Genomic DNA, 22,738 nt, shown 5'->3' on the forward strand with positions numbered 1-22,738 from the left:
GGTTTCATTGTATCCACCCTCAGTCAATGAGAGGGAACTTCATCCGGCCGATGTGATCTTTCAACAAGCCAACGGCAGCTTCAACATCACGTGCAAGTGCGGCTTCTTTTATTGCCCGATGATCCTCACTGGCTTGTGCAGTGTAACTCAGGTCCGGGTACTTCAAGCCGCGGTAGCGTTCTGTTTGATCGTATAGAATTTCCAGCAGCATTGGAGCCCATTTGGACTCGCTGCCGCCGACCAATGCGCGGTGAAAATTATGGTTTGCATTCTCCCAACGGAGCCACTGTCGACGAGGGTCAGGAGATGGGTTTGTTTCAACTTCTGTGAGCTGATTAAAGGTTGTAACGACACGGTCTTCCCAAGCCTTGTCGCCACTCTCGATCGAGGCAGCAAGAGCCGCCGTTTCAATCGTCATGCGTTGTGTCAGAAGATCTTCCAGTTCCTGCTCTGAAACGGTTGGGACAAAGAAGCCCTTGTGGCTTTCACTTTGCACCAGGCCGTTTGAAGCAAGCTTTGAAAGGGCTTCCCGGAGCGGCGTAGGCCCAATACCTAGGCTTTCGCTGAGCTCTTTGATTTTCAGACGCTGTCCTGGCACCAATTGTCCCGTCAAAATGTCCTCACGCAGGTATGCTTGTGCGCTGTCGATCAGAGAGCCGGGAGTGCTGCGCCGTTCCGGCGCGAGCGCCGGGGAAGCGAGTGGTGAGAGGTCACGCATCTTGAGGTGGTCCGTTACCATTTTGTGTCATAGACCCTTGCATCAGAGGATGGGCCGTTTTGGGAAAGTCTGTGAATGATCACAGGGCACGAAGTGCCTAATGGAAACTACCAAAACCGCTGGTGTCGGCCATACGAAATTGATGTAAACGCTTGGTAATGCACAATCGGTCGCACCCTGCAGTAGGTGCCAGTTGTGAAAGACGTGAAAGATTCTACACAAACGATAAAAGGGTGATGCAAGTCACAGGGGTGCAGGTCACTTGGTTGTATCTTGAGATGTTTTCTACTTAATATATTTCACAAATGAGCATCATCTGCAGAGGCATTTGCTTCAAGCGTCCAATACGTGTGTAAGATTCGGATTTTTTGAGCAAGGAAAGCTAAGCCACTCTCGCGACACCGTTCTTTGGCAAGAATTCTGCGGCTCCGTGCGGTTTTGCACGTTTCTGGTGAAACGATGCGATGTCGCCTAATAAATTGTTAAATAAAGATAATTCCGCTGCGAACCCCATAAACCCACCGAAAAGTTAAAGTGCATTAACCAAAAAGGGATTGCACTCATAAGTGGCTCTAGTACTCTCCAGACGCATATGGAGGCTTTTTGAGCCAACTTTCCGTTTGGGGGCTGAGACACGTGCAATACGGCAATACTACTCTTACTCGCGACGAAACGCCGTCGGAGAAGATTTCCCGCTATTCGCAGATCCTTTCGGGTCAGCTCCATCGTTTGCGTCAGGAGCTGTATCCTCCAGAAGCGCACAAAAAGCTGCGCTCTTTTTCTTCCGTCGATGTGGCGCGTTTGATTGGCGTTTCTGAATCTACAATTCGCCAGCTCGACCTGGATGGTGAGGGGCCCAGCCCAACGCGTCTAGCAAACGGGCGCAGGAGTTACACTCTAGAGCAGATCAATGAGATTCGTCAGGTTTTGGCCGCCCGCAAACGTGGTGATGAAGCGGTAAACATCCTGCCCTATCGCCGCGAAGGTGAGCCGTTGCAGGTTGTGGCTTGCGCGAACTTCAAGGGAGGTTCAGCCAAGACAACCACCAGCACACACCTTGCGCACTATCTGGCGTTGCGCGGGTATCGGGTGCTTGCCATCGATCTGGATCCGCAGGCCTCCCTTTCCGCCATGTTCGGCATCCAGCCCGAGTTTGATGTGGAGCCGAACTGCACCATTTTCGGCGCTCTGCGCTATGATGACGAGCGTCGTCCGTTATCGGAGGTCATTCGTCCCACTTATTTTGACAATCTGGATCTCGTTCCCGCCAATCTGGAACTGGCAGAGTTCGAACATATAGTTCCTTCTGCAATTGCATCTGGCGCCTCTACGGGGGATGATATTTTCTTCCGTCGCGTGAAAAACGTGCTCATGGAAGTTAACGATCGCTACGATGTTGTTGTGATTGATTGTCCTCCGCAACTTGGCTTCCTTACGCTCGGAGCCCTTTTCGCCGCGACAGGCCTTTTGATTACACTTCACCCTCAGATGCTTGATTTGGCGAGCTGCAACCAGTTTCTTGGTATGTCTTCCGATTTGATGGCCGTTATTGAAAACAATGGCGGTGAAATGAGCCTTGACTGGATGCGTTTCCTGGTCACGCGCCATAATCCGAACGACAGCCCTCAAACGCGCGTTGTTGGTTTGCTGCGGGCACTGTTCGGAGAAGACGTTTTGACCGCACCTGCACTGGAGTCCACTGCAGTGGCGAATGCGGGTCTTGAGAAAAAGTCTCTTTATGAGCTGGAACCGGGCGCAATTGGTCGCGAGACGTTGAAGCGAGCGCTGGAAAGCATTGATACCGTTAACAGCGAGATTGAAGAGCTGATGAGAACTTCATGGGGTCGCAAGCTATGAGCAAAGCCAAAGACCGGAAGAATGCGCTAGATAACCTTTTTGGCGGCGGAGGCATGGCTGGCATGGTGGCCGCCGGTGCCTCAGCGCGCCCTCGCCTTTCTTCTGGTGCCATCGGTGCTGCTGAGATTAATCTTATCCGTGATGAACGCGACAAGCTGCGCGTTGAGGTCGATGAGCTTACGGGCAAGCTTTCGACGTCTGTTGCTGTCGTCGAGTTGGATACGGCGAAGGTACAGCCCTCTTTTGTTCCGGATCGAATGGTTGTGGAGCATGACCCTGCCTTTGAAGCGCTGAAAGCATCAATCAAAGAGACAGGGCAACAAGTTCCGATCCTGGTGCGTCCGCACCCTTCTGAAGCCGATAGTTTCCAAATCGCTTATGGCCACCGTCGTTGGCGGGCCTGCCGTGAACTGGGAATGCCGGTGCGAGGGGTTGTCCGCGAACTCACCGATGAAGAACTTTTGATTGCTCAGGGGCAGGAAAACCATGAGCGCAAGGATCTCAGTTTCATAGAAACCTGCCTTTTCGTGCTGCGCCTTTCCTCAGACTATCCGCAATCCGTTATCTGCAAGGCCATCAACAAGGACAAATCACTTGTCTCGAAGTACCGAAAGCTGGCGGCAACCATGCCGGAGGACTTCCTTGTTCGCATTGGCCCCGCACCCAAGATTGGCCGTCCGCGCTGGGAAGAACTCGCCGGTTATTTCCATGAGGATGGCTCGCTGAGCCCAGGCCACCAGAAGGCCGTAGAGTGGTTGTTTGCCTCCGAGGCTTTTGGGGAACTGGATAGCGATGAGCGTTTCATCTCCATTTTGGAGGCGTTGAACGAAACCCCGTCGGAGGCTCAAACGCCACCTGAGCAGAACAACGCGCAAACCTCACCGGTAACGGATGTCTCCTCGTCATCGCGCAAAGGGTGGTTTGGCGAAAAGCGCGTTGCTTTCAAGCAAGGACCTAAAGCGACCAGCTTCACCGTTGATCACCGCGCCCACCCTCTTCTGGCATCCTATTTAATGGAGCGTATGGAGGAGCTGGTTCGGCAGTTCGAGGAAGAGCATGGGGAGGAGGGTCAGTGATGAGGTAGGCCCGAAATAGAAAAGGCCTTGCTGACGGCAATCAGCAAGACCTAAATCTATAACCCAAACAGGTGAGCCACCTGGTCAGGATCATCCTTAGCAAGAGCATCCTACGACAATGTGGCGGCGCGAATCAAGGGACGAATATCCCTTGAAACGACTAAGTGCGCCTTTCAGCCGGTTTGATTCCCATTATCCCCACGGTTAATCCGTCAGGACGCGGTTGCATTTGCTTCCGTGAATGGATCTGTCATGCGAACTCATGCAGTTGCTTCGTTTAGGAAGCTTACTCCCGGTATGTTGGCCTCTCAGCGGCTGGCTATGGCCAATGACATTGTTGAAACGACCAAGGCTGAGGTTGCGCTCGCGTTGAAGAAGTCGGCCCCTGCCCTCGGGATTGATGGAACGACCTACCATGTACTCGATATTCTCATTGGCCTGACCAAGGCAGATGACTGGAAGACTGACCGCCGGCCTCTCGTCGCGATCTCAAATGAGAAACTTGCGGAATATGTGTGCCGTTCCAAACGCACGGTTGTCAGATGCCTTAAGAAGCTCGTCGAGGCTGGCGTTCTTGCCTACCGGGACAGTTCCACAGGCCGGCGGTTTATCTATCGCAATGACACCACTGGCGAAATTGATCGGGGCTATGGCCTGGACTTCTCTCCTGCACGCCAACGTGTCGCGGAACTCAAGAGAATTGCGGCAGAGTTCGCTGCCCGGTTGAAAGCGGAGCAAGAGGCCAAGCGCAGTGTAAACCGGTTGTCCCGTGCCATTCAGGACATGCTGGATCTGGGCGTTGGTGATGCCAATCTGGCGATAGAGTTTGCCCAGTCCTTGGCAGAAGCCATGTCACGGCCATGCCATGTCCTGGAGAGGGCAGAGATCCTGCAAAGCCTTTATGAGCAGCTCTTGGAGGCATTGGCAACAGATGGAAGTGATGTGATTTTTAAAGTAATGCCACCCGAGGGTGACATTGATGTCACTCCATATAATAATACAAACTCTCAAAACTCTATAGATAGTAAAAAAAGGACATCGGCTGACGCCGATGACATCGAAACCAACGCCTCCGGCGATAATGCTCCTGAAAAGGAGCAAATCCGCAAACCGCGTGCCGCCTCACGATCACCGTTAAAAGAAGGATCCGCTGTTGGCTTTACTGGCGTTAGCCAACAGGGAGAGCTGAACCCGCAACTCTCAGCAGTCTCCATTGGCTTGGTTGAGTTGGCAACGGCGAACCTTCAAGAAACCCTTGGGGTGAAGTTTACAAGCTGGGCAAGGCTGGTTGCGTCGGCCGAGCAAACATGTCTGCTAGTTGGCTTGTCTTTAAGTGGCTGGAACTCCGCCGTCTCTAGGGTTGGCGACAAGATGGCGGCGACAGTTCTTGCGATGACTGCCGAGAAAGCCTTGCGCGATCCGGAAGCGATTTCCAGCCCTGGCGGCTATTTCCGCGCCTGTATTGACCGAGCAATTGATGGAAAGTTGCTGCTGCATAAATCGCTTTACGGACTGGCTGAAAGTTAGGGGGTGGCATGCCTGACATGGGTATGGTGCAAACTCTCAACAATTCGGGTTTGGGCCGATTTTGGATCTTTAGCTTCCCACTTGGTGTGTCTGGGTGTCAGGTCAGGTTTAGTCCTTGTAACGTTCAGGGCAAAGGCAGTTTGCTGGGTATGCAATTGGCTCGCCGCCGCGCGGTCCGGCCTTGCGAATGCTTGATCCCTGCTTCGTCTTTCTGCCAAGCCGGTCAAGTCGTCTTACGGGGCAGGAAGCCCGATATAGATTTCCTGCGGATCGGTTTGGCACACAAGAGCTACAGAGCCGAAGCTGGAATTTTATGTGATACCATTTTTGAAAGCCGCGGTCCGTGGGCTTCAAAAATTCTGAGAGCAGATACGCTGTCCGAAGACGCTGATTACGACAGCATAGCTTCTAAGGCCCAATAAAAAATCCAGACAGAGAGCCATAATTTAACTCTCTGTCTGGATTTTTTCCGGGAGGTCCCCTCCCCTGCCCTTGCTAGTATTTTGCAGTCACTTCGCTGTTTTCACCGACAGCAAGATCGTATGAAGTTCGTGTTCGGTTGGCATAGCGGACAAGTGCAAGCATCAAAGGCACTTCAACAAGAACACCAACGATGGTGGCCAATGCTGCTCCCGAATGCACACCAAAAAGAGCAATGGCTACAGCCACGGCCAACTCGAAGAAATTGGAGGCACCGATCATTGCGCCGGGCGCGGCGATGTTATGCGGTTGGCGCCAACGCTCCATCCACTTGTAAGTAAGGTAGAAAATCAGGACTGTTTGAATGATCAGCGGTATTGCGATCAGTACGATGTCGGTTGGGTTGCTAAGAATGTTATCGGCTTGCAGTCCGAACAGGATAAACACGGTCGCAACCAATCCGAAGATGGAAAGAGGCTTCAGGCTCACTGTGAACCTTTGGATTGCGGCTTCCGTTTTTAACAACTGTCGTGTTAGCACCCCTGCCCCGAGCGGCAGAACCACAAACAGGAAAACAGAGATTATCAGGAGATCCCAAGGAACAAAGATTTCGGAGAGGCCAAGAAGCAGTGCCGTGATTGGAGCAAATGCGAAAAGCATGATCAAATCATTCACAGCGACCTGGGTTACGGTGTATCCAGGATTGCCTTTTGTAAGGTAACTCCAGACGAACACCATTGCTGTACACGGTGCAACCCCAAGCAAAATCATTCCAGCGATATAGGCGTCTGCGGTTTCCGTTTCGATGAGACCTGCATACACAAAGCGCATGAAGACGATTGCCAGCAGTGCCATGCTGAATGGCTTGATCAACCAGTTCATTATGATTGTGATCATCAGCCCTTGCGGCTGGCGAAAGCAGTTTCTGACCTCCGTGAATTTCACCGCAATCATCATCGGATAGATCATAAGCCATATGAGAATGGTAATCACAAGGTTGATACCGTAGATCTCAGTAGAGGCGATCCAGGCGAACAAACTTGGAAGCATGGCGTTTGCGGCTACGCCGCTCACCATGGCCAGCGCGATCCATACGGTCAGGTATCGTTCAAATAGAGACATGTCATTCTCCGTTAATCGTCGATAGGCGATGTAAATGGGCAAATTTTTAGCCTAGGGCATCCGCAAGAAGGTGTTGGTAACGCTTTAACTTGGCCTCGTTGACGGAGTAGCACACTTTGGGTCGCTGGTTCTCTGCGTCTACCAAACCAGCTTCTTTCAAAATCCGGATATGTTCAGATACGGTGGATTGCGCCAGCCCAAGTGCGGACACCAGATCCTGCCCTACACAACCGCTCTGCGCCAACATTATGCGAATGAGTTTCACCCGCGCAGGATGGGACAGGGCCTTGCACAAGGAGGCCAGCTCTTGATCCAGCAATGGTTGATCCAACACAGGAACTATGGTTGGACAGCAAACTTGGTCTGACACTCTTGCTACTTCCTATATCGTCGATAGACGATTAATGTCACACCGCGCTCACGAGGTCAACTTCTTATTCCTAGTAGAGACGGGGCGGCCCGGCCCTAAGCGAACGAGCTATGATGCTTTGTCCGCCCCACGCTCACGGGCTTGGAAATGATACTCATGGTTTGGCCTCATACCGGTGGCGGAAGCCAAGCGATTGCTCATATTGAAGAAACTCGCAACCTCGCATATGTCCCAGATATCTTCCTCTGAAAAGCCGTGCTCGCGGAGAAGGTCGCGATCATCGGCGGTTAGTTCCGCGCTTTTCGTTGTTAACTTCATGGCAAAATCGAGCATTACCCGTTGTCGGTCGGTAACATCTGCGTACCGATAATTTAGGGTAATCGCTTCACCCAAAACTGGATCTCCGGTGTATTGGCGCAGTGCGGCCCCATGTGCAACTTGGCAGTACCAGCAGTCGTTTGCAGATGAAACCACGACGGCGATCATTTCTCTTTCTTCCTTCGTAAGCCCTGAGTGCCCGAGCATGAGCTCGTTATAGTATTGGGAGAATACGCGAAGCTTCTCCGGTCGGTGGGCATAGGAAACAAGCACATTTGGGATCAGGCCAAGCTTTGCCTGGCACTTTGAAAACAAGATGGCTATGTCTTCAGGCAGATCAATTGGTAGGTATAGGTCCAGCTCAACTGGTGCTTTCTTTGGCATGTGCCCTCCCCTCTTGCGGTGTCTTCCACCTTAAGGGTAGCACAACCATAGACATCCTTGTTCTACCTACATCGGCCAAGTGAAAGGCGTGTTGACAGCTGTCAACTGCCCTCACCTGTCTCGGCCAAGACAGCACTCCCATCTACGCGTTGACAGCTGTCAACTTTCTCGCGGATCTGCTGTTGCTAGCAATACAGAATGGCTTATAGCTAGGCCATGCATTTCAGAAATTACATTCAAGAGGTAAATATGGCGGACGAACTTAACAAGCAACTCATTTCCAATTTCTTCCGATACTTGAAGATCTCAAGCCAGAGTGATCCGCGCGCCAACACCATCCCCTCTTCATCTGGGCAATGGGAAAGCGCTCGTTGCCTCGAAGCCGAGCTGAAAGCAATTGGGCTTAAAAACATCAAACTCTCAGAGGAGTGCATCCTGACAGGCTATTTGCCCGGGACTGTTCAGGGCGTTGATAAAGTCGGGTTTTGCGCGCACATGGACACTGTAGACGTTTCATTGTCTCCTCACGTTCGCCCGCAAATTCTGACGTATGATGGTGAAGATCTTTGCCTGAATTCAGAGCAGAACATTTGGTTTAAAGCCGTAGAGCATCCGGAAGCAGCGCCCTACGTCGGTCAAGAGATCATCTTTTCGGATGGAACGAGTGTGCTCGGTGCCGACAACAAATCCGCGATAGCCATCATTATGACCCTGTTGAAAGAACTATATGAAACGGGAGAGCCTCACGGAGATATCTACGTCGCGTTTGTTCCGGATGAGGAAATCGGATTGGTCGGGTCAAAGCGAATGGAACTATCTGACTTCCCAGTCGAGTATGCGTACACAATTGACGGCGGAGAAATTGGAGAGGTCGTTTACGAGACATTCAATGCCGCATCAGTCACTGTCACTATCGAAGGCGTGACTGCACACCCAATGACGGCGAAGGGTGTTTTGGTTAACCCCATCCTGGTGGCGCAAGATTTTATCGCAAAGTTCGATAGAAAACAGACGCCCGAGGAAACAGAGGGTCGTGAAGGTTTCTGGTGGTTCGGAGGTGTTTCCGGAAATCAGAACAGCTGTCAACTTCAGATGAATATCCGGGATCACGATCTGTCCAACTTTAGGAGCCGAAAGGAGTTTGTCCTTGCTGCAGTTGAAGAGCTCAAAGCTGAATATCCGCGGGCGAACATCACGTGCAAACTAACAGATGTCTATGGAAACATCTCTAACTCGGTGAAGCCAAGTCATCGCGCGATTGCGCAAATTTATGAGGCGATGGAAGCTGTCGGTGTAGCGCCGAAAACCATAGCCATGCGCGGCGGGACGGATGGTTCAGCCCTCGCTGAAAAGGGCTTGGTTGTTCCGAACTACTTCACAGGCGGGCACAACTTTCACTCTCGCTTTGAGTTTTTGCCAGTGCCAGCGTTCCGCGCAGCCTATAATGTGACGAGAAAGATCGTTGATATTGTGGCTCAGCGAGCGCGGTAGCAAGCAAATAGGTTGAAAGATGCCTGCCGGTCCTGAAGATGAAGACCGGCAGGCTGCCGACAATCAGATGCGTTCAGGGGTGTGCTTTCGGAGTTCCGCTCTAGCAATCTGGCGTCGGTGTACAGCGTCCGGCCCGTCGGCAAACCGAAGGGTTCGAAGGTTTGTCCATTGTTGGGCAAGTGTCGTGTCTTGGCTAATGCCTTTGGCACCCAGCAGCTGCATGGCTTCGTCCGTAACCTTCAGTGCCATGCGCGGTGCGACTACCTTGATTTGGCTGATCCAAATGGCTGCTTCTTTGGGTGTTGCGTGGTCCATCATCCACGCAGCCTTGAGGCAGAGTAGCCGCGCCTGTTCAATTTCCATGCGGCATAAGGCAATAATGTCGTGGTTTGCTCCAAGCTGGTGCAGAGGCTTGCCAAATGCTTCGCGGGTGAGGGCGCGTTTGCACAGGGTCTCAAGAGCGGCTTCTGCAAGGCCAATTGCACGCATGCAGTGGTGAATGCGGCCCGGTCCAAGGCGCCCTTGAGCGACTTCAAATCCAGCGCCTTCCTCCAACAACATGTTTTCAGCTGGAACACGAACCTCTTCAAATCGAATGTGCATGTGTCCATGCGGCGCGTCATCGTGGCCGAACACCTCCATTGGCCTCAGCTTCGTAATGCCCGGCGTATCAGACGGGACAACGATCATCGAATGTTGCCGATGCTTTCCGCTGTCCGTCGGTGTATGGACCATGACAATGTAAACTGCGCAGCGGGGATCGCCCGCGCCGGAGGCCCACCATTTCTCGCCGTTTAAAACATAGCTATCCCCATCTCGGATGCAGGACATGCGCAAGTTCGTGGCGTCAGAAGAGCCCACATCCGGCTCCGTCATGAGATATGCAGAGCGGATTTGTCCATTTAGAAGGGGCGTAAGCCAACGCTCCTTGAGGGCAGGGGTGCCATAGCGTTCCAGAACCTCCATGTTGCCCGTGTCCGGTGCATTGCAGTTGAACACTTCCGGGCCCAGCCGAGACTTTCCCATCTCCTCTGCCAGGTAGGCATACTCCACGGTAGTCAGTCCGTAGCCTCTTTCCGAATCAGTAAGCCAGAAATTCCAAAGGCCGCGCTCTCTGGCCTTTGCCTTTAGCCCCTCAAGGATTTCGGTCTGTCTTGCTGTGAAGGTCCAGCGTCCTTCGCGTGGCACTTCATCGAAGTACTCTTGCTCAAGCGGAAGAACCTCGTCCTGTATCATTTCGGAAATCATTGCAATCAAAGGTTTAACTTTGTCACTGGCACCTAGATCCATGGCAGCCGGCATAATGTTTTTCTCCCTGAAATCGATGAATAAATGGTCCTTCGAAGCGGTCTCAAGTCTCTCCCATGCCCGATGAAACCTACTCGTAAGGATGGTCAGGCTGCAGCAGTTTCCCCTTTACAAACTGAGGCATACGCAAACATACTACTGAGTATGTTTTTTACGTCCCGGAAGGTCAAGTAAGTTGGACCTCTGATGTAAGCCAGAAATTTCTGTGGCATTACTACAGGTAGCTTGAACCACAACCTGACGGGGCAATCTGGGAGGAGGATCACTTGAGTTACCTTGAAGATCTGTTCAGTGTCTCGGGAAAGGTCGCGCTTGTGACCGGTGGTGGGACAGGCATCGGTTACATGATTGCGTCAGCGCTGGCGCATGGAGGGGCGCGGGTTTTAATTTGTTCTCGCAAGCTTGATGCGGTTGAGGAGGCTGCGCAGCGCATAAATGGGGAAGACCCAAGGGGCGTTGTCGAAGCGTTTCAAGCGGATGTGTCATCAGAGCAAAGCGTTGAAGCTCTGGTCGCAGAGGTGCGCGGTCGTACGGGTAAGTTGGATATACTCGTCAACAATGCAGGCGTCACATGGGGGGAGCGGCTCGAAAAGTTTCCCTTCGAGGCCTGGCAGAAGGTGATGGACGTTAATGTTGCTGGTCTTTTTCACCTTACACGCTGCCTCTTACCGCTTTTGAAGGCGTCGGCAACAGGGGATGAGCCAGCCCGCGTTATCAATCTTGGGTCTGTCATGGGATCAACCCCCATTGGCGATGGCGCATATTCCTACGCGGCCTCAAAGGCTGCGGTACACCATCTGACCCAGATCCTTGCTAAGGAGTTGGCAGCTGACCGCATTACGGTCAATGCCTTTGCGCCGGGTCCGTTTCAGTCGAAGATGACCCGCTTTGCCACGGGCACTGAGGAAAAAGCAGCGCGAGTGGGAGAGAATGTCCCTCTTGGCCGCATTGGAAGGCCTGAAGATGTTGGCGGTGCTGCGTTGTTCTTGTGCAGCAAAGCGGGGTCATATGTAACCGGCGCCGTGCTGCCTCTGTGTGGTGGCATTCACGTGGCAACGGGCACGAGCCTGTTCGATATGAGTTGAGGGGGCTATGAACGTAACTCTCGACCAACTCAAACAAACCATAGGGGCCGAGCTGCAACCATCCAGTTGGATTACGGTGGGCCAAGAGATGATATCCAATTTCGGACATCTGACCATGGACACGCAGTTCATCCATATGGATCGGGAACGGGCTGCAGCGGAAACTCCGTTTGGGGGTACCATCGCACATGGTTTCCTCAGTCTTTCACTGGCGAGCAAGATGGCGATGGAAGTCCAGCCGCGTCTCCTCGGCCAATCTATGGGCGTCAACTATGGCTTTGACAAAATTCGTTTTTTGAGCCCGGTCGCAAGTGGCAAGCGCATTCGTGGCTGGTTCACGCTTTCATCGGTAACGCCCAAAGGCAAAGAGCGGGTTTTGCTTTCCCATCATTTCAAGATTGAAATTGAAGGCGCTGAGACGCCTGCTCTGATTGGCGACTGGCTAACCCTGATTTATTTTGAAGAGGCAATTTCATGACTTTCGATTTTTCTGGCAAAACAGCAGTAATAACAGGCGCAGGTGGCGGTCTGGGCCGCGCCTATGCTTTGGCGCTTGCAGCGCGCGGCGCAAATGTGGTGGTCAATGACCTCGGCGGTGCCGTGGATGGGCAGGGCCGCTCTTCCTCCGCGGCCGAAGCCGTCTGCGCGGAGATAGAGGCTCTGGGCGCTAAGGCGATTGCAAATGGCGCGGATGTCACCAATGCTGATGAAGTCGCGGCGATGGTGCAGGCAGCTGTCGATGCCTTCGGTCGGGTCGATATCCTCATCAACAACGCTGGCATCTTGCGTGACAAGTCCTTTCACAAAATGGAAATGGCTGACTGGGACAAGGTCATTGCCGTTCATCTTACCGGCGCTGCGGTTTGCACCAAAGCGGTTTGGCCTCTTATGCGGGAGCAGGGGTATGGCCGCGTGGTCATGACGACGTCTCCCTCTGGCCTTTGTGGCAACTTCGGGCAAGCGAACTACGGTGCTGCGAAAGCAGGCCTGTGGGGGCTCATGAACACGCTGGCGCTGGAAGGGGCGAAGTACAACATCCATACCAACTGCATCGCGCCTACGGCCGTTACGCGCATGACAGAGAACCTCATGGATCCCTCGGTGGTTGATATGCTCAGCCCGGAAAACATCGCTCCTGCGGTGGTTTTCCTGTGTTCTGAGGGGGCGCCCAACAAGACGGTCATGATGGCGGCGGGTGGGTCCTATTCAGTCGCGCGCATGGTGGAAACGCAGGGCCTGCACCTTGCGCAGGCGGATCGCACACCAGAAGGCATTGCAGCGCGGTTTGAGCGCATTTCAGATCTCTCGCAGGCCTATTCGTCGGCTTCCGCTTTTGATCATGTCGCGAACATCATGAAGGCGCCACGCGATGAATAGTCACGGTACAACTCAGCCGGAGAGGGGGCGGCCATGGCAGGACTAGTGCATAGCTATGATGCGGTGCAGCTGGAGCGTTATCTGGCTGACCATGTGCCCGGTTTCACGACGCTGGACGGCTTTGAAAAGTTCGCTGGCGGGCAGTCAAACCCCACCTACAAGGTCACTTCGGGTGAGCGCACCTTTGTTCTCAGAGCCAAACCGCCGGGCGATCTGCTGGCCTCAGCCCATCAAGTCGACCGCGAATACCGCGTCCTGTCCGCGCTGGAAAACACGGATGTGCCAGTGCCGCGTACCTATCACCTCTCTGGTGAACAATCGCCTCTTGGCGCGCAGTTCTTTGTAATGGAGTTTCTGGATGGGCGGATTTTCTGGGATCCCGCGCTGCCAGAGCTGCAACGCGAAGACCGCCGTCCTTTGTTCTTAGCCATGAACCGCACCTTGGCCGCGTTGCATGAAGTGCAGCCGGAAGCCGTCGGTTTGGCGAATTACGGCAAGCCGGGGAACTATTTCGAGCGTCAGACCGATCGTTGGGTCCGTCAGTATCGTGCCAGCGAGACCGACCCCCAACCGGACCTGGAAGCGGTCATTGCGTGGTTGCAGGCCAATATGGTTTCCGATGATGGGCAAGTGTCACTGGTCCATGGGGATTTCCGATTGGACAATCTGATGTTCGCACCCGGTCGGCCTGAGGTCATCGGGGTACTGGACTGGGAACTGTCTACCTTGGGGCATCCGCTCGCAGATCTTGCCTATCAGTGCATGCAGTGGCGACTGCCCAATAAGGGGATGTTGCGGGGGCTTGCAGGCATAGACAGGGCGTCGCAAGGCCTGCCAAGCGAGCGGGAATACGTCGCCGAATACTGCCAGCGCCGGGGTTGGTCTGGCGTTACCAATTGGAACTTCTATCTGGTCTTCAGCATGTTTCGGCTTGCGGCCATCGTGCAGGGTATCTTGCACCGGGCGGCAAACGGCACGGCTTCCAACCCGGGGACCATAGACCAATTCGGACCCGCGCTACGCCTACTGGGCAGCATGGCGCGGGATCTAACCGAAACACCCTCAGAGGTTCATCTCTGAGGGGCGGAACTTGAAAGCCCTTAAGTCTGGAGGGATAGGAATGCTTGCGGAAATGAATAAGTCTCAGCTCGAAATTCTGGAAGCTGCGGCAGATTGCTTTGCAAATTATGGTGCGGACGCGGTGTCTATTGACGATATTGCGCGGCATCTCCACGCCACAAAAGGCCGGATCTACCATCACTTCCGGTCCAAGTCAGAGCTTCTTTGTGCCGTGCGCATGCGCTCTGTGTCTCTGATGTTCGATCAGATCGCGCCCATCGTGGACAGTATCGACGACCCGCTGGAAGCCATGAAGAAAATGGCCTTCACCCACGTCCAGCTCATCTTGGGGCACCACAGTTTCCACCGTGTGGTCTCGGAGGATTTCCGGGTGTTCTTCAACCGTTCAACCACGCCGGATGAGCGCCGCCAGATTCAAGAGATCATCGACAAGCGTACAGCCTATGAAAACCTGTTCCGGGAAGTGCTGCGGAAGGGCATGAAGTCAGGCGTCTTTGCAGAGCGCCCGATTTCGTTGACCGTGCATAGCTTGATAACGCTGCTCAACAGCCCCTCCATCTGGTACAGCCCGCGTCCAAATCAGACGCAGGATGACCGTGATGTAATTGCGCGTGATCTGGCGCAGATGGCGCTTGGCGCGCTGGGTGTAAAGGACGCCTGACTGAGACCGCTGCGCAGATTAATCGCGCAGTTCCGGGCAGCAGAACATCTCTCGTGCAGGCAGCAGTTCCAGTGCGGTATGGGCCAGGTCAATCATCGGACGAAGGGGATAGGTCTGGTCCAGCCCACGGCATGCACGCACATGCTCCAGCGCCACCTCGAAGCTCGGGAACTCGGAGGCTTGGCAAAGGTGCAGGTAGAGTGCAAGAACAGTGGCTGACCGGCTACGGCCGCCACGGCAGTGGATCAACACGTTCCCCTGACGGTGAGGGGGGTAGTGGTCTTTGCCAGGGCTGGCCTGTCCAATAACGCCCGCAAGCGCAAATACACCCGAGAGCAAATGGTGGGCCGTGTTGCCGTTACCATCAATCAGGCCTATATGTGTGCGCCGCACTGCTACGCCGTTCGGCAGCGTGAGCGGAAGCATCTCCACGTTGACGGCGAAGTTCATTGTGGATGTGATGCCTTCCCGCATGAGCAGTTCTGGATCACTCGCTGCCACCTTGTTGCCGATGAACAGGGAAATCGCCGGATAGCCCTTCAGATGGTAGACGGGAATGGCAACAGGCGTCAGGTCCTCTTTCTTCTCGTCGGAAAGTGGGGTTGTCAGGCTGTTGTCAGACATCAAGCGTCCTCTCATTGTGGCAGTCCGCGCTTGCCGGGGTCAGCGGAATTATACGGTCCCAACATAGCCGCTCTCCGAGCTTGGCCAAGAGTTTGGGGGCTTTATCCTTCTCAAGGAACGCTGGTACCACTTTTTTCGCCTGCGTCTCATCAGCCAACGCGACGATGTCCTTCATACGAGGATGTACGTTCCAGGGCAACCATTGGGCCTTTTTGGCGTCCAGCAATTGGCGGGCACGAGAGTTGTTTGGCACAAAACCAGTAAAGATGAAGCGAAAGCCGCTCGTATCCCCATTCGCCAGAGCCTGGCTCAGCCCATAGTCTGCGTTTGGCCCTGTCGCCACGATCACGTCTAGGGGGCTGGCGCTGGTTTCGGCAAGGGGGGCCTGAAGAAGAGCCGCAAGCGACTGCCGCGCTTCAGGTCGTATCAACCCGCTGTTGGGGCGGCTCAAGTAGCGCAGTTCGCTAGCGATTTGAGCGTCGAGCTTTACCGGAAGACCCGCTTGGTGGAGCGCCACGGCCATCTCAGGGCCCCGTCCGCCCGTTGGTACGCACAGAACTGCGCCTCCACGAGAGGCCTCTACAACGGCCTCGATTTGATCGCAAAGACTGTCGTTTCGGTCTCCATAAGAGGCATCGGCAATGACCACACCTGCTCTTGGCGGCCTGTCGAATGGCAGAAGCGCGGATTCAACGCTGTGATCGCCCATGTAGAGAAGCCCATCGCCCGCATCCAAATGAAGCCAAAGCCCACCGGGGGCGTGTCCCGCCTGGCCAACGGTGAGTGTCGTACCACCCACACTTATTGCACCTTCAAGTGGCAACACGTGCCGGTTGGAGGCCGGTACAGGGGCGTCTTGCAGAAACGACCAGGTTGCAGCGCTGGCATAAACGCTGGGGTTGCCGAGCTGCGGGAGCAGCGACAACGCGCCTGCGTGGTCCACGTGGGCATGGCTGAGAACCACGGCCTCGATGGAATCGACACCGTGAAAATTAGGTAGAACACCCGGCTCTGGGCCTTCACCCAGATCCAGAAGAATCTGTTTCCCTTGGAGGTGAATCAGAAACGCAGCGGGCAACTTGCCACCCACGCCGCTGATTGCCGTCAGTTTAGGCACAACGAGCTCCGAGTTTTTTGAGATTGATTTAGCGTTGGCTGGCAATCCTTTAGCTCTCCAACATGTCGGGGCTGTGAACATGGCTATCATCAAACTGAGTTCATGATTCACGGTTCTGTAAACTATCGATTCCTATGCTCGGCCTAGTCGAATTAAGAGGCTGTTCACCATGATTACAGATGATATCGAGGTCATCGATTACTCCAACAGTGTGGAGCAACTTTTGGCGCCATTTGCGGGCGTCTTGGGGCAGGACTACGACGGCTATCGGGGCCACATTTATCGCAACCTGACGTATACGCTGCACTTTCTGGATGGTGATGAGACATTTCGACCAGAGATTGAAGCGGCGCTGGTTTATCATCACATCGGCCTGTGGACCCATTCAACCTTACACTACGTCAAGCCGTCTTTGGAGCGATTTGGCCGTGATAGTCGGCGGTTTGGCTGGGATCTGGACAACATTCTGGTCTGGGACATCATCCAGTGGCATCATAAGTTGTTCTGGTACCGTGGTCCCAATGCTGACGTAATCAACGCCGTGCGAAAGGCCGACTGGGTGGATGCATCGGGTGGGCGCATTCGCAAGGGGCTGTCTTCCGAGCAGGTGCGTTTGGTGCGGGATGCAATCCCGGAGGCTGGGTTTCAAAAGGCACTGCGACGCATGTCGCGCGAACTCAAGGGCGGAAACTGGGCCAATGACCTCGTGTGGATGTGCTTGAAGGTTCAAAAGCTCTGAGTATTGGAAGAAGCCAATAGAACCGCCAGACGAGATTTCATGTTGCGTGAAATTGATTCATGAATTTCGCCGGGAAACTGACGGGGTAAAGTAGTTTCCTGATTTGTGAGGGCTGCCTCCAGGGCATTTGCAACCTGCTCAAGCGCTTCTACGAACAAGGCTTCGGGCAGGGTGGCGGCCCTCAGCGTTTCTTTGAAGTGACGGGCGTTGATACGGTCGAAACGATAGTGGTTTGAACGCCCGAGCGAGAGCGCAAGCTTCAGCTGTTTGCGCTCGATCATGCGGGCATCAACGCTCGGCTGGGCGCTTAGCACGTCATAGATCGGGGTAAGGCGAAATCCGCCTCCTGGGCTGAGGAACACACTGAAATTCTTGGCATGTCCATCTGTTGCAGCCATGAGCCAGAACACAAGCTGGGCCTTGATGAGCGTGAGCTGATCTTCCCGTGGCGTGTCGCTGCCCTTCAGAAGCCGCAGCATTTGGACAAGGCCTGGCCCACCCTCCGCTTGATACTTGAGAGTGGGTGGAACAGATAGCGCCTGACAGAAGTCTTCCTGAGGCAAGCGCAGAAGGCGGCCATCTTTGGTGTGGCGACGGTCGAACCGCTCAATGACCAACGCGGTTCGCTCGCCAAAATGCTGTATTTCTACCGCTGGCACATGGAAACCGAGCTTTTCAAGCAGTGTCAGGCAGTAGTATTCGTTTTCAACGCTGGTGGTGAGATCAATGCCGCCGGGCAGATGACCGATTGCTGGCTTGAGAATGTGGGTGGTCGGTGTTGTGCCATGCGGTTGTTTCCAAACGCCGTCATGACGCAATAGCGCCGTCTTTTCTTGTGCCCCGGCCACTGAAATGCGGAAGTCCTGTTCGGTGGAAACGCCCAGTGGTACGCGGGCCAACCCATTGAGAAGACGTTCAATTTGCTCCTCCGATAGGGCCGAGCCATTGATGCGCGTCGTATCTGAGGGGGGCAGGTCTGTGTCCGGCCAAAACTGTAGGGCTCCCACGCAATCCCGGCCGATCTGGGTCAGCAAACTGTACGCATCGGTGCCGCGCGCGCCCACACGCTCGGCCACTTGTCGGCGAAGGAGTTCAGAATCTGGAAGCAAGTTCTCAAAGACCGCCGTGACCACTTCGCCCGTGTAGGCGTCAGGCCGCAGCGGAAGGGACAAAGAGATGGCGAAACGGTGGGGCCAGTCCAACCATTCAGCATCGTAAGTGAATGAAACAGAACCGCTTTTTGCTTTGAAGAGCGTTCCAACCATTCGGTTGTTCAAGAGCACTTTCAAAGGCTTATAGGCAGGTTTGCGGCCCATTAGAACAGATCCTCAATGGCGTCCATGCTGCCCTTTGAGCGGGTCGCCACCTGCAGCTCCAGATTCAGCGCTGCGAGGACCGATAGCAGCGTCTCCAACCTCAAGGCGGCGTGACCGGTTTCAATCTGAGATATGGTGCCTTGACGCACGCCGACACGTTGCGCAAGCGCATTTTGGCTAAGATTTTGGGCCTTTCGGGCATTCCTGATCACTGTTCCCAGTTGTTCTGGGGTGCGGGCGGGCGCGTTCATGGATCGGTCCTATACGCTGATCGATATAAATTCATATTATACAGTGTGGCGTATAATGTCAATTTATCGAATGTGGCGTATAGGCTTATCCAGATTGAAGCGGAGGAATGCCCAGAAGCAAAATCGGCGCACCATACAGCCCTGAAACGCCGGAGCGCCCTGAACAGAGGGGCTGCCAACATGGGATCGCCTGCGATAAGGCGCCGGAGTTATTCCCCCAGAAAAGGACCGTTTGCTGTTTTAGCGGCGAAACTTATCCCTCATCAAGGACGTGACAAGAAAACTCGGTGCCCTGCGGCCAGCTGACCAAGGCATTGTCGCCCTTGATCCAAAACTGCACGCCAAAGTCGGCCACATATCGCGCGCCGGACCCGGAGACTTGCAACAGCCCCACCGTGACTTCCTCGCCGCGTTCCAACCGTACACCCGGCTTCAACGAGTTGTAAAAGCTTGCAGAAATGCGCCGAGGCGGTTCACCGTCACAGGCATAAGTGACCGCGTTCACTAGAGGTGCAAGGCTGTAGAGCACCTCAAGCGTGGAGAGACGATCTTCATAGGCAGTCTGGACGCAGGCTTTGATGTCCTCTGCTTTCCAGCAGTCGTTTCGGCCCTTTATCCACCCACGCTGGGTCGCTTGCCACTGGTTCACAATGGCTTTTTCCCCTTTTGCGGCCAACGTTTGCTCCTGCTGAGCCACTGTCTTCCAAAGATCGCTCAGCTTCAGATCGAGCGCTGCCAGCTCGCCGTCTTCACAGATAATGGATTCAACTTCGCCAGAGGCCTGTTGGCAGTCAAAGGAAGGTTCCAGCGCCATACTTGTTCCCGTTTGTGCGCCAAGTGTGAGGAGCATAGTGCAAAGCAAGGGGAGGGGGTGTCTCATGGCATTTCTCCTCGGGGGCGAGATGGTGGTCGTATGGGGGCTTTGTCACAGCGCGGCAGTGCTTGGCCGGTGTGCTAACGTGTTCTTCTTGCTGATTAAAAGTGGGCCGTGGCTTTTCCATGGCGAAGGGGGTATCACTTGGACGCAGTTGAGCATACCGGCGAATATGGGGGATTTGCGAAGATGACTAAGATTGTCTTTCTGGACAGGGGAACAATTGGACCAACGGTCACAATTAATCACCCTTCCTTTGCGCATTCTTGGGAGGAGTTTGAGCAAACAGCACCGGACCAGGTCGTCCAACGGTTGAAGGGGGCAGAGATTGCCATCACCAACAAGGTGCCAATTCGCGCAGATCATCTCGAACACCTTCCTGACCTCAAGATGATCGCCGTAGCTGCAACCGGCTATAACATTCTCGATGTAGCGGCGTGCCGGGCTCATGGTGCGGTTGCGTCGAATGTGCGTCGGTATGCACAAAAGACGGTTCCTGAGCACGTTTTTGCGTTGATTTTTGCACTGCGACGCAATCTGGTCGGCTACCGGCAGGATGTCATCGATGGGGTCTGGCAAAAATCCGGACAGTTCTGTTTTTTCACTCACCCCATCAAAGATCTGTCTGGCTCTCGGCTTGGCATCATTGGCGGCGGTGCGCTTGGGGAGGCGACAGGTGCCATCGGCAGGGCGCTTGGAATGGAAGTCGTCTACGCCGGGAGGAAAGGGGGACAAGTTTCAAAGCCGGGCTATCTGCCCTTTGAAGAGGTCCTGGCCACGAGTGATGTATTGAGCCTGCATTGTCCGTTGACCCCGGAAACGGAAGGTTTGATCTCCTTGGCTGAGTTCGAGCAGATGGCGCAGCGCCCGCTGTTGATCAATACGGCGCGGGGTGGGCTGGTTGATGAGGCGGCCCTCGTAGAGGCGCTGAACAGAGGGCTGATTGCCGGTGCCGGTTTTGACGTGCTTACCAGCGAGCCCCCTGCAAGTGACAATCCGCTCATGAAAATTGCTAAGCGCCCGAATGTGATCATCACGCCCCATGTGGCGTGGGCCTCTGAGGAGGCCATGCAAACCCTGTGGGACCAGCTGATCGGGCACATCGAGAACTACAAGCGTGGGCACCCGACCAATGTCATCACTTGAGTATGAGTGCTACATGTGATCGTGGTAGTGCAGGCTGTCGTCAGGAGCCTGTGCCCGATCGGTCATGCCGTAGTCGCGCAGTACATGAGCAACCCGCAGACGATAGCCCTTGAAAATGCCATTGCGCCCGCGGGCCTGCGAGATCCGGTGGGCGGCTTTGTTCCGCCATTCCTTGACGGCGGCTTCGTCGCGAAAGAAGGACAAGGACAGAATTTTGTTTTCGTTGGTGAGGCTTTGAAACCTCTCGACGGACAAAAAACCATCCACCCGCTCCAGCTCCTCTCGCAGCAGCTTCGCAATTTCCATGTAGGCTGTTTTCTGGCCGGGCTCTGGCTCCACCTCAAAAATAACGGCGATCATGGCTGTCCCTCCCTGCATTTTGTGGCTAAGTTGTATACTGATGTATTCAATAATCATATTAGCCAGCTTGGAGGGCAAGTATATGGCAATATTGGCGCTGGACCATGTGCAGATTGCGATCCCTGAAAATCAGGAGGACGCCGCCCGCAAATTCTACATTGACCTTCTTGGCTTTGAAGAAGTCGAAAAGCCGCTTGTCTTGAAGTAACGAGGTGGGCTTTGGCTTCGTGCAGGAACAGTGCACCTACATCTGGGCGCGGATGAGAGGTTCCAGCCCGCCTTGAGAGCGCACCCGGCGTTTCTATGCGATGATCTCAGCACTTTGCAGAAGGCGTTGGCAGCGAGTGGTTACCCGATGCAGCATGATGCGCACCTGAAAGGCTATGACCGTTTCTTCACTGCGGATCCTTGGGGCAATCGTATTGAATTGATGTCGCGTACGACATAGCGAACAATATTGACATTAAAACGAACGTATGTGCACTTTACCGAACGATTTGTTGAGTGGAGTGTCCCCTATGGTTTTGGAACAATCGGATTTCAGCGAGGCACGGAAGGGGTTTATCGAGATAACACCTCTTGCTGTCGGCGTTGGCTTCTACGGTTTGGCGTTCGGTCTACTGGCCGCTCAAGCGGGGCTGTCGAGCCTTGAAGTTGGCTTTATGGGCACATTCGTGTTTGCGGGATCGGCGCAGATTGTGGCGGTGGAACGTCTGATGGCCGGTGCCGGGGCGGCGGCCGCAATCATTGCAGGTCTTGCGCTGAACCTTCGGTTGCTGCTGATTACGGCTTCTGTTAGCAACGTTTTTTCTCAAAGGCCGCTGTGGCAACTGGTGCTTGGGCTGCATCTGACCACCGATGAGAACTGGGCCATGATGTTGGCTCGGCAAAAGCGTGGTGGTGCCTCGGGCTATTGGTATCTGGTTGGCGGCGGAATGGCACTACTGTTGATCTGGTTGGTTTCCACCGTGGCTGGCGTCGTTGTGGCAACGTCCATTCCATCCCCCAAAGCGTTGGGCCTCGACTTTGCCTTCACAGCGGCGTTCATCGCGATTGCGCGCTCACTCTGGCGCGGGCCGCAGGATCTCTTGCCATGGCTATGCGTGGTGGCCGTTGTGGTGATTGGGCTTTATTCCGGTGTCTTGAGCGAGACGTGGGTGTTGATCGTCGCAGCGCTGGCAGGAACAACAGTGGCGGGAGTGCGCAGATGAGCGAGACATGGCTGGTCATCGTCGGGCTTGCTGCGCTGACGTTTCTCATTCGCTTCTGTGGCTGGGCACTGGGTCAGCGGTTGCCGCAGACAGGCTTTTGGGCGCGGTTTCTTTCTGCGCTGCCCGGGTGCCTGATTGTGGCGCTTGTGGCGCTGTTTACTGTGAAAGGCGAGAGCGCTGAGCTGATCGCCAGTGGAATTGCAGTTATGGTGGCGCTTCTTACGCGCAGTTTGCCCGCTACCATGGCCATTGGCATCGTGGCGATTTGGGCGCTACGCACTTACGCCTGACGGCCGCTGCAAACAG

The 22,738-nt window shown here is 54.5% G+C and carries 25 protein-coding genes; 14 read left to right on the forward strand and 11 right to left on the reverse strand.

Annotation, left to right across the window (positions count from 1 at the left end):
• Positions 1–19: 19 nt before the first annotated feature.
• Positions 20–718: a GntR family transcriptional regulator gene (locus tag Q3Y58_RS12385; protein WP_274219786.1), complete on the reverse strand. Its 699-nt coding sequence runs from the start codon at positions 716–718 to the stop codon at positions 20–22.
• A 636-nt stretch (positions 719–1,354) separates the two neighbouring features.
• On the opposite strand from Q3Y58_RS12385, the gene repA reads away from it, so the two are divergent.
• From repA to repC, 3 genes are all read left to right on the forward strand, one after another.
• Positions 1,355–2,575, forward strand: a complete 1,221-nt coding sequence (repA, locus tag Q3Y58_RS12390) for a plasmid partitioning protein RepA (protein WP_274219858.1) — start codon at positions 1,355–1,357, stop codon at positions 2,573–2,575.
• Positions 2,572–3,651: a plasmid partitioning protein RepB gene (repB, locus tag Q3Y58_RS12395; protein WP_319622460.1), complete on the forward strand. Its 1,080-nt coding sequence runs from the start codon at positions 2,572–2,574 to the stop codon at positions 3,649–3,651. The genes repA and repB overlap by 4 nt, the downstream gene beginning before the upstream one ends.
• A 252-nt stretch (positions 3,652–3,903) precedes the next feature.
• Positions 3,904–5,178, forward strand: coding sequence for a plasmid replication protein RepC (gene repC, locus Q3Y58_RS12400; RefSeq protein ID WP_319622461.1), 1,275 nt, complete (start codon positions 3,904–3,906; stop codon positions 5,176–5,178).
• A gap of 495 nt (positions 5,179–5,673) precedes the next feature.
• Here the strand turns inward: repC and arsB are convergent, their stop codons facing one another.
• The 3 genes from arsB to Q3Y58_RS12415 form a co-directional block, all read right to left on the reverse strand.
• Positions 5,674–6,720, reverse strand: a complete 1,047-nt coding sequence (gene arsB / locus Q3Y58_RS12405) for an ACR3 family arsenite efflux transporter (protein WP_319622462.1) — start codon at positions 6,718–6,720, stop codon at positions 5,674–5,676.
• 46 nt (positions 6,721–6,766) lie between these two features.
• Complete coding sequence (locus Q3Y58_RS12410) at positions 6,767–7,090, reverse strand: ArsR/SmtB family transcription factor (protein WP_319622463.1); 324 nt, start codon at positions 7,088–7,090, stop codon at positions 6,767–6,769.
• 108 nt (positions 7,091–7,198) lie between these two features.
• A complete protein-coding gene (locus tag Q3Y58_RS12415) occupies positions 7,199–7,792 on the reverse strand; it encodes a peroxidase-related enzyme (protein WP_319622464.1) in 594 nt (197 codons plus the stop codon).
• A 249-nt stretch (positions 7,793–8,041) separates the two neighbouring features.
• Here Q3Y58_RS12415 and pepT point away from each other — a divergent pair, with 249 nt between their 5' ends.
• On the forward strand, positions 8,042–9,283 hold the full coding sequence (pepT, locus tag Q3Y58_RS12420; protein ID WP_319622465.1) for a peptidase T: 1,242 nt from the start codon (positions 8,042–8,044) through the stop codon (positions 9,281–9,283).
• A gap of 63 nt (positions 9,284–9,346) precedes the next feature.
• Here the strand turns inward: pepT and Q3Y58_RS12425 are convergent, their stop codons facing one another.
• Entirely contained in the window at positions 9,347–10,585 is a 1,239-nt protein-coding gene (locus tag Q3Y58_RS12425; RefSeq protein WP_413697818.1) for an acyl-CoA dehydrogenase family protein, read from the reverse strand.
• A 272-nt stretch (positions 10,586–10,857) separates the two neighbouring features.
• Between Q3Y58_RS12425 and Q3Y58_RS12430 the strand changes: the two genes are divergently transcribed.
• The 5 genes from Q3Y58_RS12430 to Q3Y58_RS12450 are packed head-to-tail and all read left to right on the forward strand — an operon-like array spanning position 10,858 to position 14,794.
• Positions 10,858–11,676, forward strand: a complete 819-nt coding sequence (locus tag Q3Y58_RS12430; RefSeq protein ID WP_319622466.1) for an SDR family oxidoreductase — start codon at positions 10,858–10,860, stop codon at positions 11,674–11,676.
• Between the two features lie 7 nt (positions 11,677–11,683).
• Positions 11,684–12,154 (forward strand): MaoC family dehydratase, encoded by a 471-nt coding sequence (locus Q3Y58_RS12435; protein WP_319622467.1) that lies wholly within the window; start codon positions 11,684–11,686, stop codon positions 12,152–12,154.
• Positions 12,151–13,053 carry an SDR family NAD(P)-dependent oxidoreductase gene (locus Q3Y58_RS12440; protein ID WP_319622468.1) on the forward strand — a complete coding sequence of 301 codons (903 nt, stop codon included), beginning with the start codon at positions 12,151–12,153 and terminating at the stop codon, positions 13,051–13,053. Before Q3Y58_RS12435 ends, Q3Y58_RS12440 begins: the two co-directional genes overlap by 4 nt.
• 33 nt (positions 13,054–13,086) lie before the next feature.
• Positions 13,087–14,133, forward strand: a complete 1,047-nt coding sequence (locus Q3Y58_RS12445; RefSeq protein ID WP_319622469.1) for a phosphotransferase — start codon at positions 13,087–13,089, stop codon at positions 14,131–14,133.
• 52 nt (positions 14,134–14,185) lie between these two features.
• On the forward strand, positions 14,186–14,794 hold the full coding sequence (locus tag Q3Y58_RS12450) for a TetR/AcrR family transcriptional regulator (RefSeq protein ID WP_319622470.1): 609 nt from the start codon (positions 14,186–14,188) through the stop codon (positions 14,792–14,794).
• A gap of 18 nt (positions 14,795–14,812) precedes the next feature.
• Here the strand turns inward: Q3Y58_RS12450 and Q3Y58_RS12455 are convergent, their stop codons facing one another.
• Entirely contained in the window at positions 14,813–15,418 is a 606-nt protein-coding gene (locus Q3Y58_RS12455; RefSeq protein ID WP_274219798.1) for a dual specificity protein phosphatase family protein, read from the reverse strand.
• Positions 15,411–16,535, reverse strand: a complete 1,125-nt coding sequence (locus tag Q3Y58_RS12460) for an MBL fold metallo-hydrolase (RefSeq protein ID WP_319622471.1) — start codon at positions 16,533–16,535, stop codon at positions 15,411–15,413. The genes Q3Y58_RS12455 and Q3Y58_RS12460 overlap by 8 nt, the downstream gene beginning before the upstream one ends.
• Positions 16,536–16,704: 169 nt before the next feature.
• On the opposite strand from Q3Y58_RS12460, the gene Q3Y58_RS12465 reads away from it, so the two are divergent.
• Positions 16,705–17,274 (forward strand): hypothetical protein, encoded by a 570-nt coding sequence (locus tag Q3Y58_RS12465; protein WP_319622472.1) that lies wholly within the window; start codon positions 16,705–16,707, stop codon positions 17,272–17,274.
• Here the strand turns inward: Q3Y58_RS12465 and Q3Y58_RS12470 are convergent.
• From Q3Y58_RS12470 to Q3Y58_RS12480, 3 genes are all read right to left on the reverse strand, one after another.
• A complete protein-coding gene (locus Q3Y58_RS12470; protein WP_319622473.1) occupies positions 17,262–18,590 on the reverse strand; it encodes a type II toxin-antitoxin system HipA family toxin in 1,329 nt (442 codons plus the stop codon). The two genes, Q3Y58_RS12465 and Q3Y58_RS12470, sit on opposite strands and share 13 nt — an antisense overlap.
• Complete coding sequence (locus tag Q3Y58_RS12475) at positions 18,590–18,841, reverse strand: helix-turn-helix domain-containing protein (RefSeq protein WP_274219802.1); 252 nt, start codon at positions 18,839–18,841, stop codon at positions 18,590–18,592. Before Q3Y58_RS12475 ends, Q3Y58_RS12470 begins: the two co-directional genes overlap by 1 nt.
• Before the next feature lie 253 nt (positions 18,842–19,094).
• Positions 19,095–19,655, reverse strand: coding sequence for an MliC family protein (locus Q3Y58_RS12480; protein ID WP_319622474.1), 561 nt, complete (start codon positions 19,653–19,655; stop codon positions 19,095–19,097).
• Between the two features lie 249 nt (positions 19,656–19,904).
• Here Q3Y58_RS12480 and Q3Y58_RS12485 point away from each other — a divergent pair, with 249 nt between their 5' ends.
• The gene (locus Q3Y58_RS12485) at positions 19,905–20,861 is read left to right on the forward strand and encodes a D-2-hydroxyacid dehydrogenase (RefSeq protein WP_274219804.1); all 957 of its coding nucleotides are present in this window, start codon (positions 19,905–19,907) and stop codon (positions 20,859–20,861) included.
• A 9-nt stretch (positions 20,862–20,870) separates the two neighbouring features.
• On the opposite strand, the gene Q3Y58_RS12490 is transcribed toward Q3Y58_RS12485, so the two are convergent.
• Positions 20,871–21,221 (reverse strand): antibiotic biosynthesis monooxygenase family protein, encoded by a 351-nt coding sequence (locus tag Q3Y58_RS12490; RefSeq protein WP_319622475.1) that lies wholly within the window; start codon positions 21,219–21,221, stop codon positions 20,871–20,873.
• Positions 21,222–21,303: 82 nt separating this feature from the next.
• Here Q3Y58_RS12490 and Q3Y58_RS19525 point away from each other — a divergent pair, with 82 nt between their 5' ends.
• The 3 genes from Q3Y58_RS19525 (at position 21,304) to Q3Y58_RS12505 (ending at position 22,722) form a co-directional block, all read left to right on the forward strand.
• Entirely contained in the window at positions 21,304–21,429 is a 126-nt protein-coding gene (locus tag Q3Y58_RS19525) for a VOC family protein (protein WP_413697819.1), read from the forward strand.
• A 310-nt stretch (positions 21,430–21,739) separates the two neighbouring features.
• A complete protein-coding gene (locus tag Q3Y58_RS12500) occupies positions 21,740–22,432 on the forward strand; it encodes an AzlC family ABC transporter permease (RefSeq protein ID WP_319622476.1) in 693 nt (230 codons plus the stop codon).
• Complete coding sequence (locus Q3Y58_RS12505) at positions 22,429–22,722, forward strand: AzlD domain-containing protein (protein WP_319622477.1); 294 nt, start codon at positions 22,429–22,431, stop codon at positions 22,720–22,722. The genes Q3Y58_RS12500 and Q3Y58_RS12505 overlap by 4 nt, the downstream gene beginning before the upstream one ends.
• Positions 22,723–22,738 lie beyond the last annotated feature (16 nt).

It is taken from the genome of Nesiotobacter zosterae, from assembly GCF_033843645.1.
GTDB lineage: Bacteria > Pseudomonadota > Alphaproteobacteria > Rhizobiales > Stappiaceae > Pseudovibrio > Pseudovibrio zosterae.

Coding starts and splice junctions, on each gene's coding strand:
- Q3Y58_RS12500 (WP_319622476.1), top strand. CDS start 21,740: ATGGTTTTGGAACAATCGGATTTCAGCGAGGCACGGAAGGGGTTTATC.
- Q3Y58_RS19525 (WP_413697819.1), top strand. CDS start 21,304: ATGGCAATATTGGCGCTGGACCATGTGCAGATTGCGATCCCTGAAAAT.
- Q3Y58_RS12450 (WP_319622470.1), top strand. CDS start 14,186: ATGAATAAGTCTCAGCTCGAAATTCTGGAAGCTGCGGCAGATTGCTTT.
- repC (WP_319622461.1), top strand. CDS start 3,904: ATGCGAACTCATGCAGTTGCTTCGTTTAGGAAGCTTACTCCCGGTATG.
- Q3Y58_RS12435 (WP_319622467.1), top strand. CDS start 11,684: ATGAACGTAACTCTCGACCAACTCAAACAAACCATAGGGGCCGAGCTG.
- Q3Y58_RS12465 (WP_319622472.1), top strand. CDS start 16,705: ATGATTACAGATGATATCGAGGTCATCGATTACTCCAACAGTGTGGAG.
- Q3Y58_RS12445 (WP_319622469.1), top strand. CDS start 13,087: ATGGCAGGACTAGTGCATAGCTATGATGCGGTGCAGCTGGAGCGTTAT.
- arsB (WP_319622462.1), bottom strand. CDS start 6,720: ATGTCTCTATTTGAACGATACCTGACCGTATGGATCGCGCTGGCCATG.
- Q3Y58_RS12385 (WP_274219786.1), bottom strand. CDS start 718: ATGCGTGACCTCTCACCACTCGCTTCCCCGGCGCTCGCGCCGGAACGG.
- Q3Y58_RS12475 (WP_274219802.1), bottom strand. CDS start 18,841: ATGAACGCGCCCGCCCGCACCCCAGAACAACTGGGAACAGTGATCAGG.
- Q3Y58_RS12415 (WP_319622464.1), bottom strand. CDS start 7,792: ATGCCAAAGAAAGCACCAGTTGAGCTGGACCTATACCTACCAATTGAT.
- pepT (WP_319622465.1), top strand. CDS start 8,042: ATGGCGGACGAACTTAACAAGCAACTCATTTCCAATTTCTTCCGATAC.
- Q3Y58_RS12470 (WP_319622473.1), bottom strand. CDS start 18,590: ATGGGCCGCAAACCTGCCTATAAGCCTTTGAAAGTGCTCTTGAACAAC.
- Q3Y58_RS12455 (WP_274219798.1), bottom strand. CDS start 15,418: ATGTCTGACAACAGCCTGACAACCCCACTTTCCGACGAGAAGAAAGAG.
- Q3Y58_RS12490 (WP_319622475.1), bottom strand. CDS start 21,221: ATGATCGCCGTTATTTTTGAGGTGGAGCCAGAGCCCGGCCAGAAAACA.
- Q3Y58_RS12480 (WP_319622474.1), bottom strand. CDS start 19,655: ATGGCGCTGGAACCTTCCTTTGACTGCCAACAGGCCTCTGGCGAAGTT.
- Q3Y58_RS12440 (WP_319622468.1), top strand. CDS start 12,151: ATGACTTTCGATTTTTCTGGCAAAACAGCAGTAATAACAGGCGCAGGT.
- Q3Y58_RS12485 (WP_274219804.1), top strand. CDS start 19,905: ATGACTAAGATTGTCTTTCTGGACAGGGGAACAATTGGACCAACGGTC.
- Q3Y58_RS12425 (WP_413697818.1), bottom strand. CDS start 10,585: ATGCCGGCTGCCATGGATCTAGGTGCCAGTGACAAAGTTAAACCTTTG.
- Q3Y58_RS12505 (WP_319622477.1), top strand. CDS start 22,429: ATGAGCGAGACATGGCTGGTCATCGTCGGGCTTGCTGCGCTGACGTTT.
- repB (WP_319622460.1), top strand. CDS start 2,572: ATGAGCAAAGCCAAAGACCGGAAGAATGCGCTAGATAACCTTTTTGGC.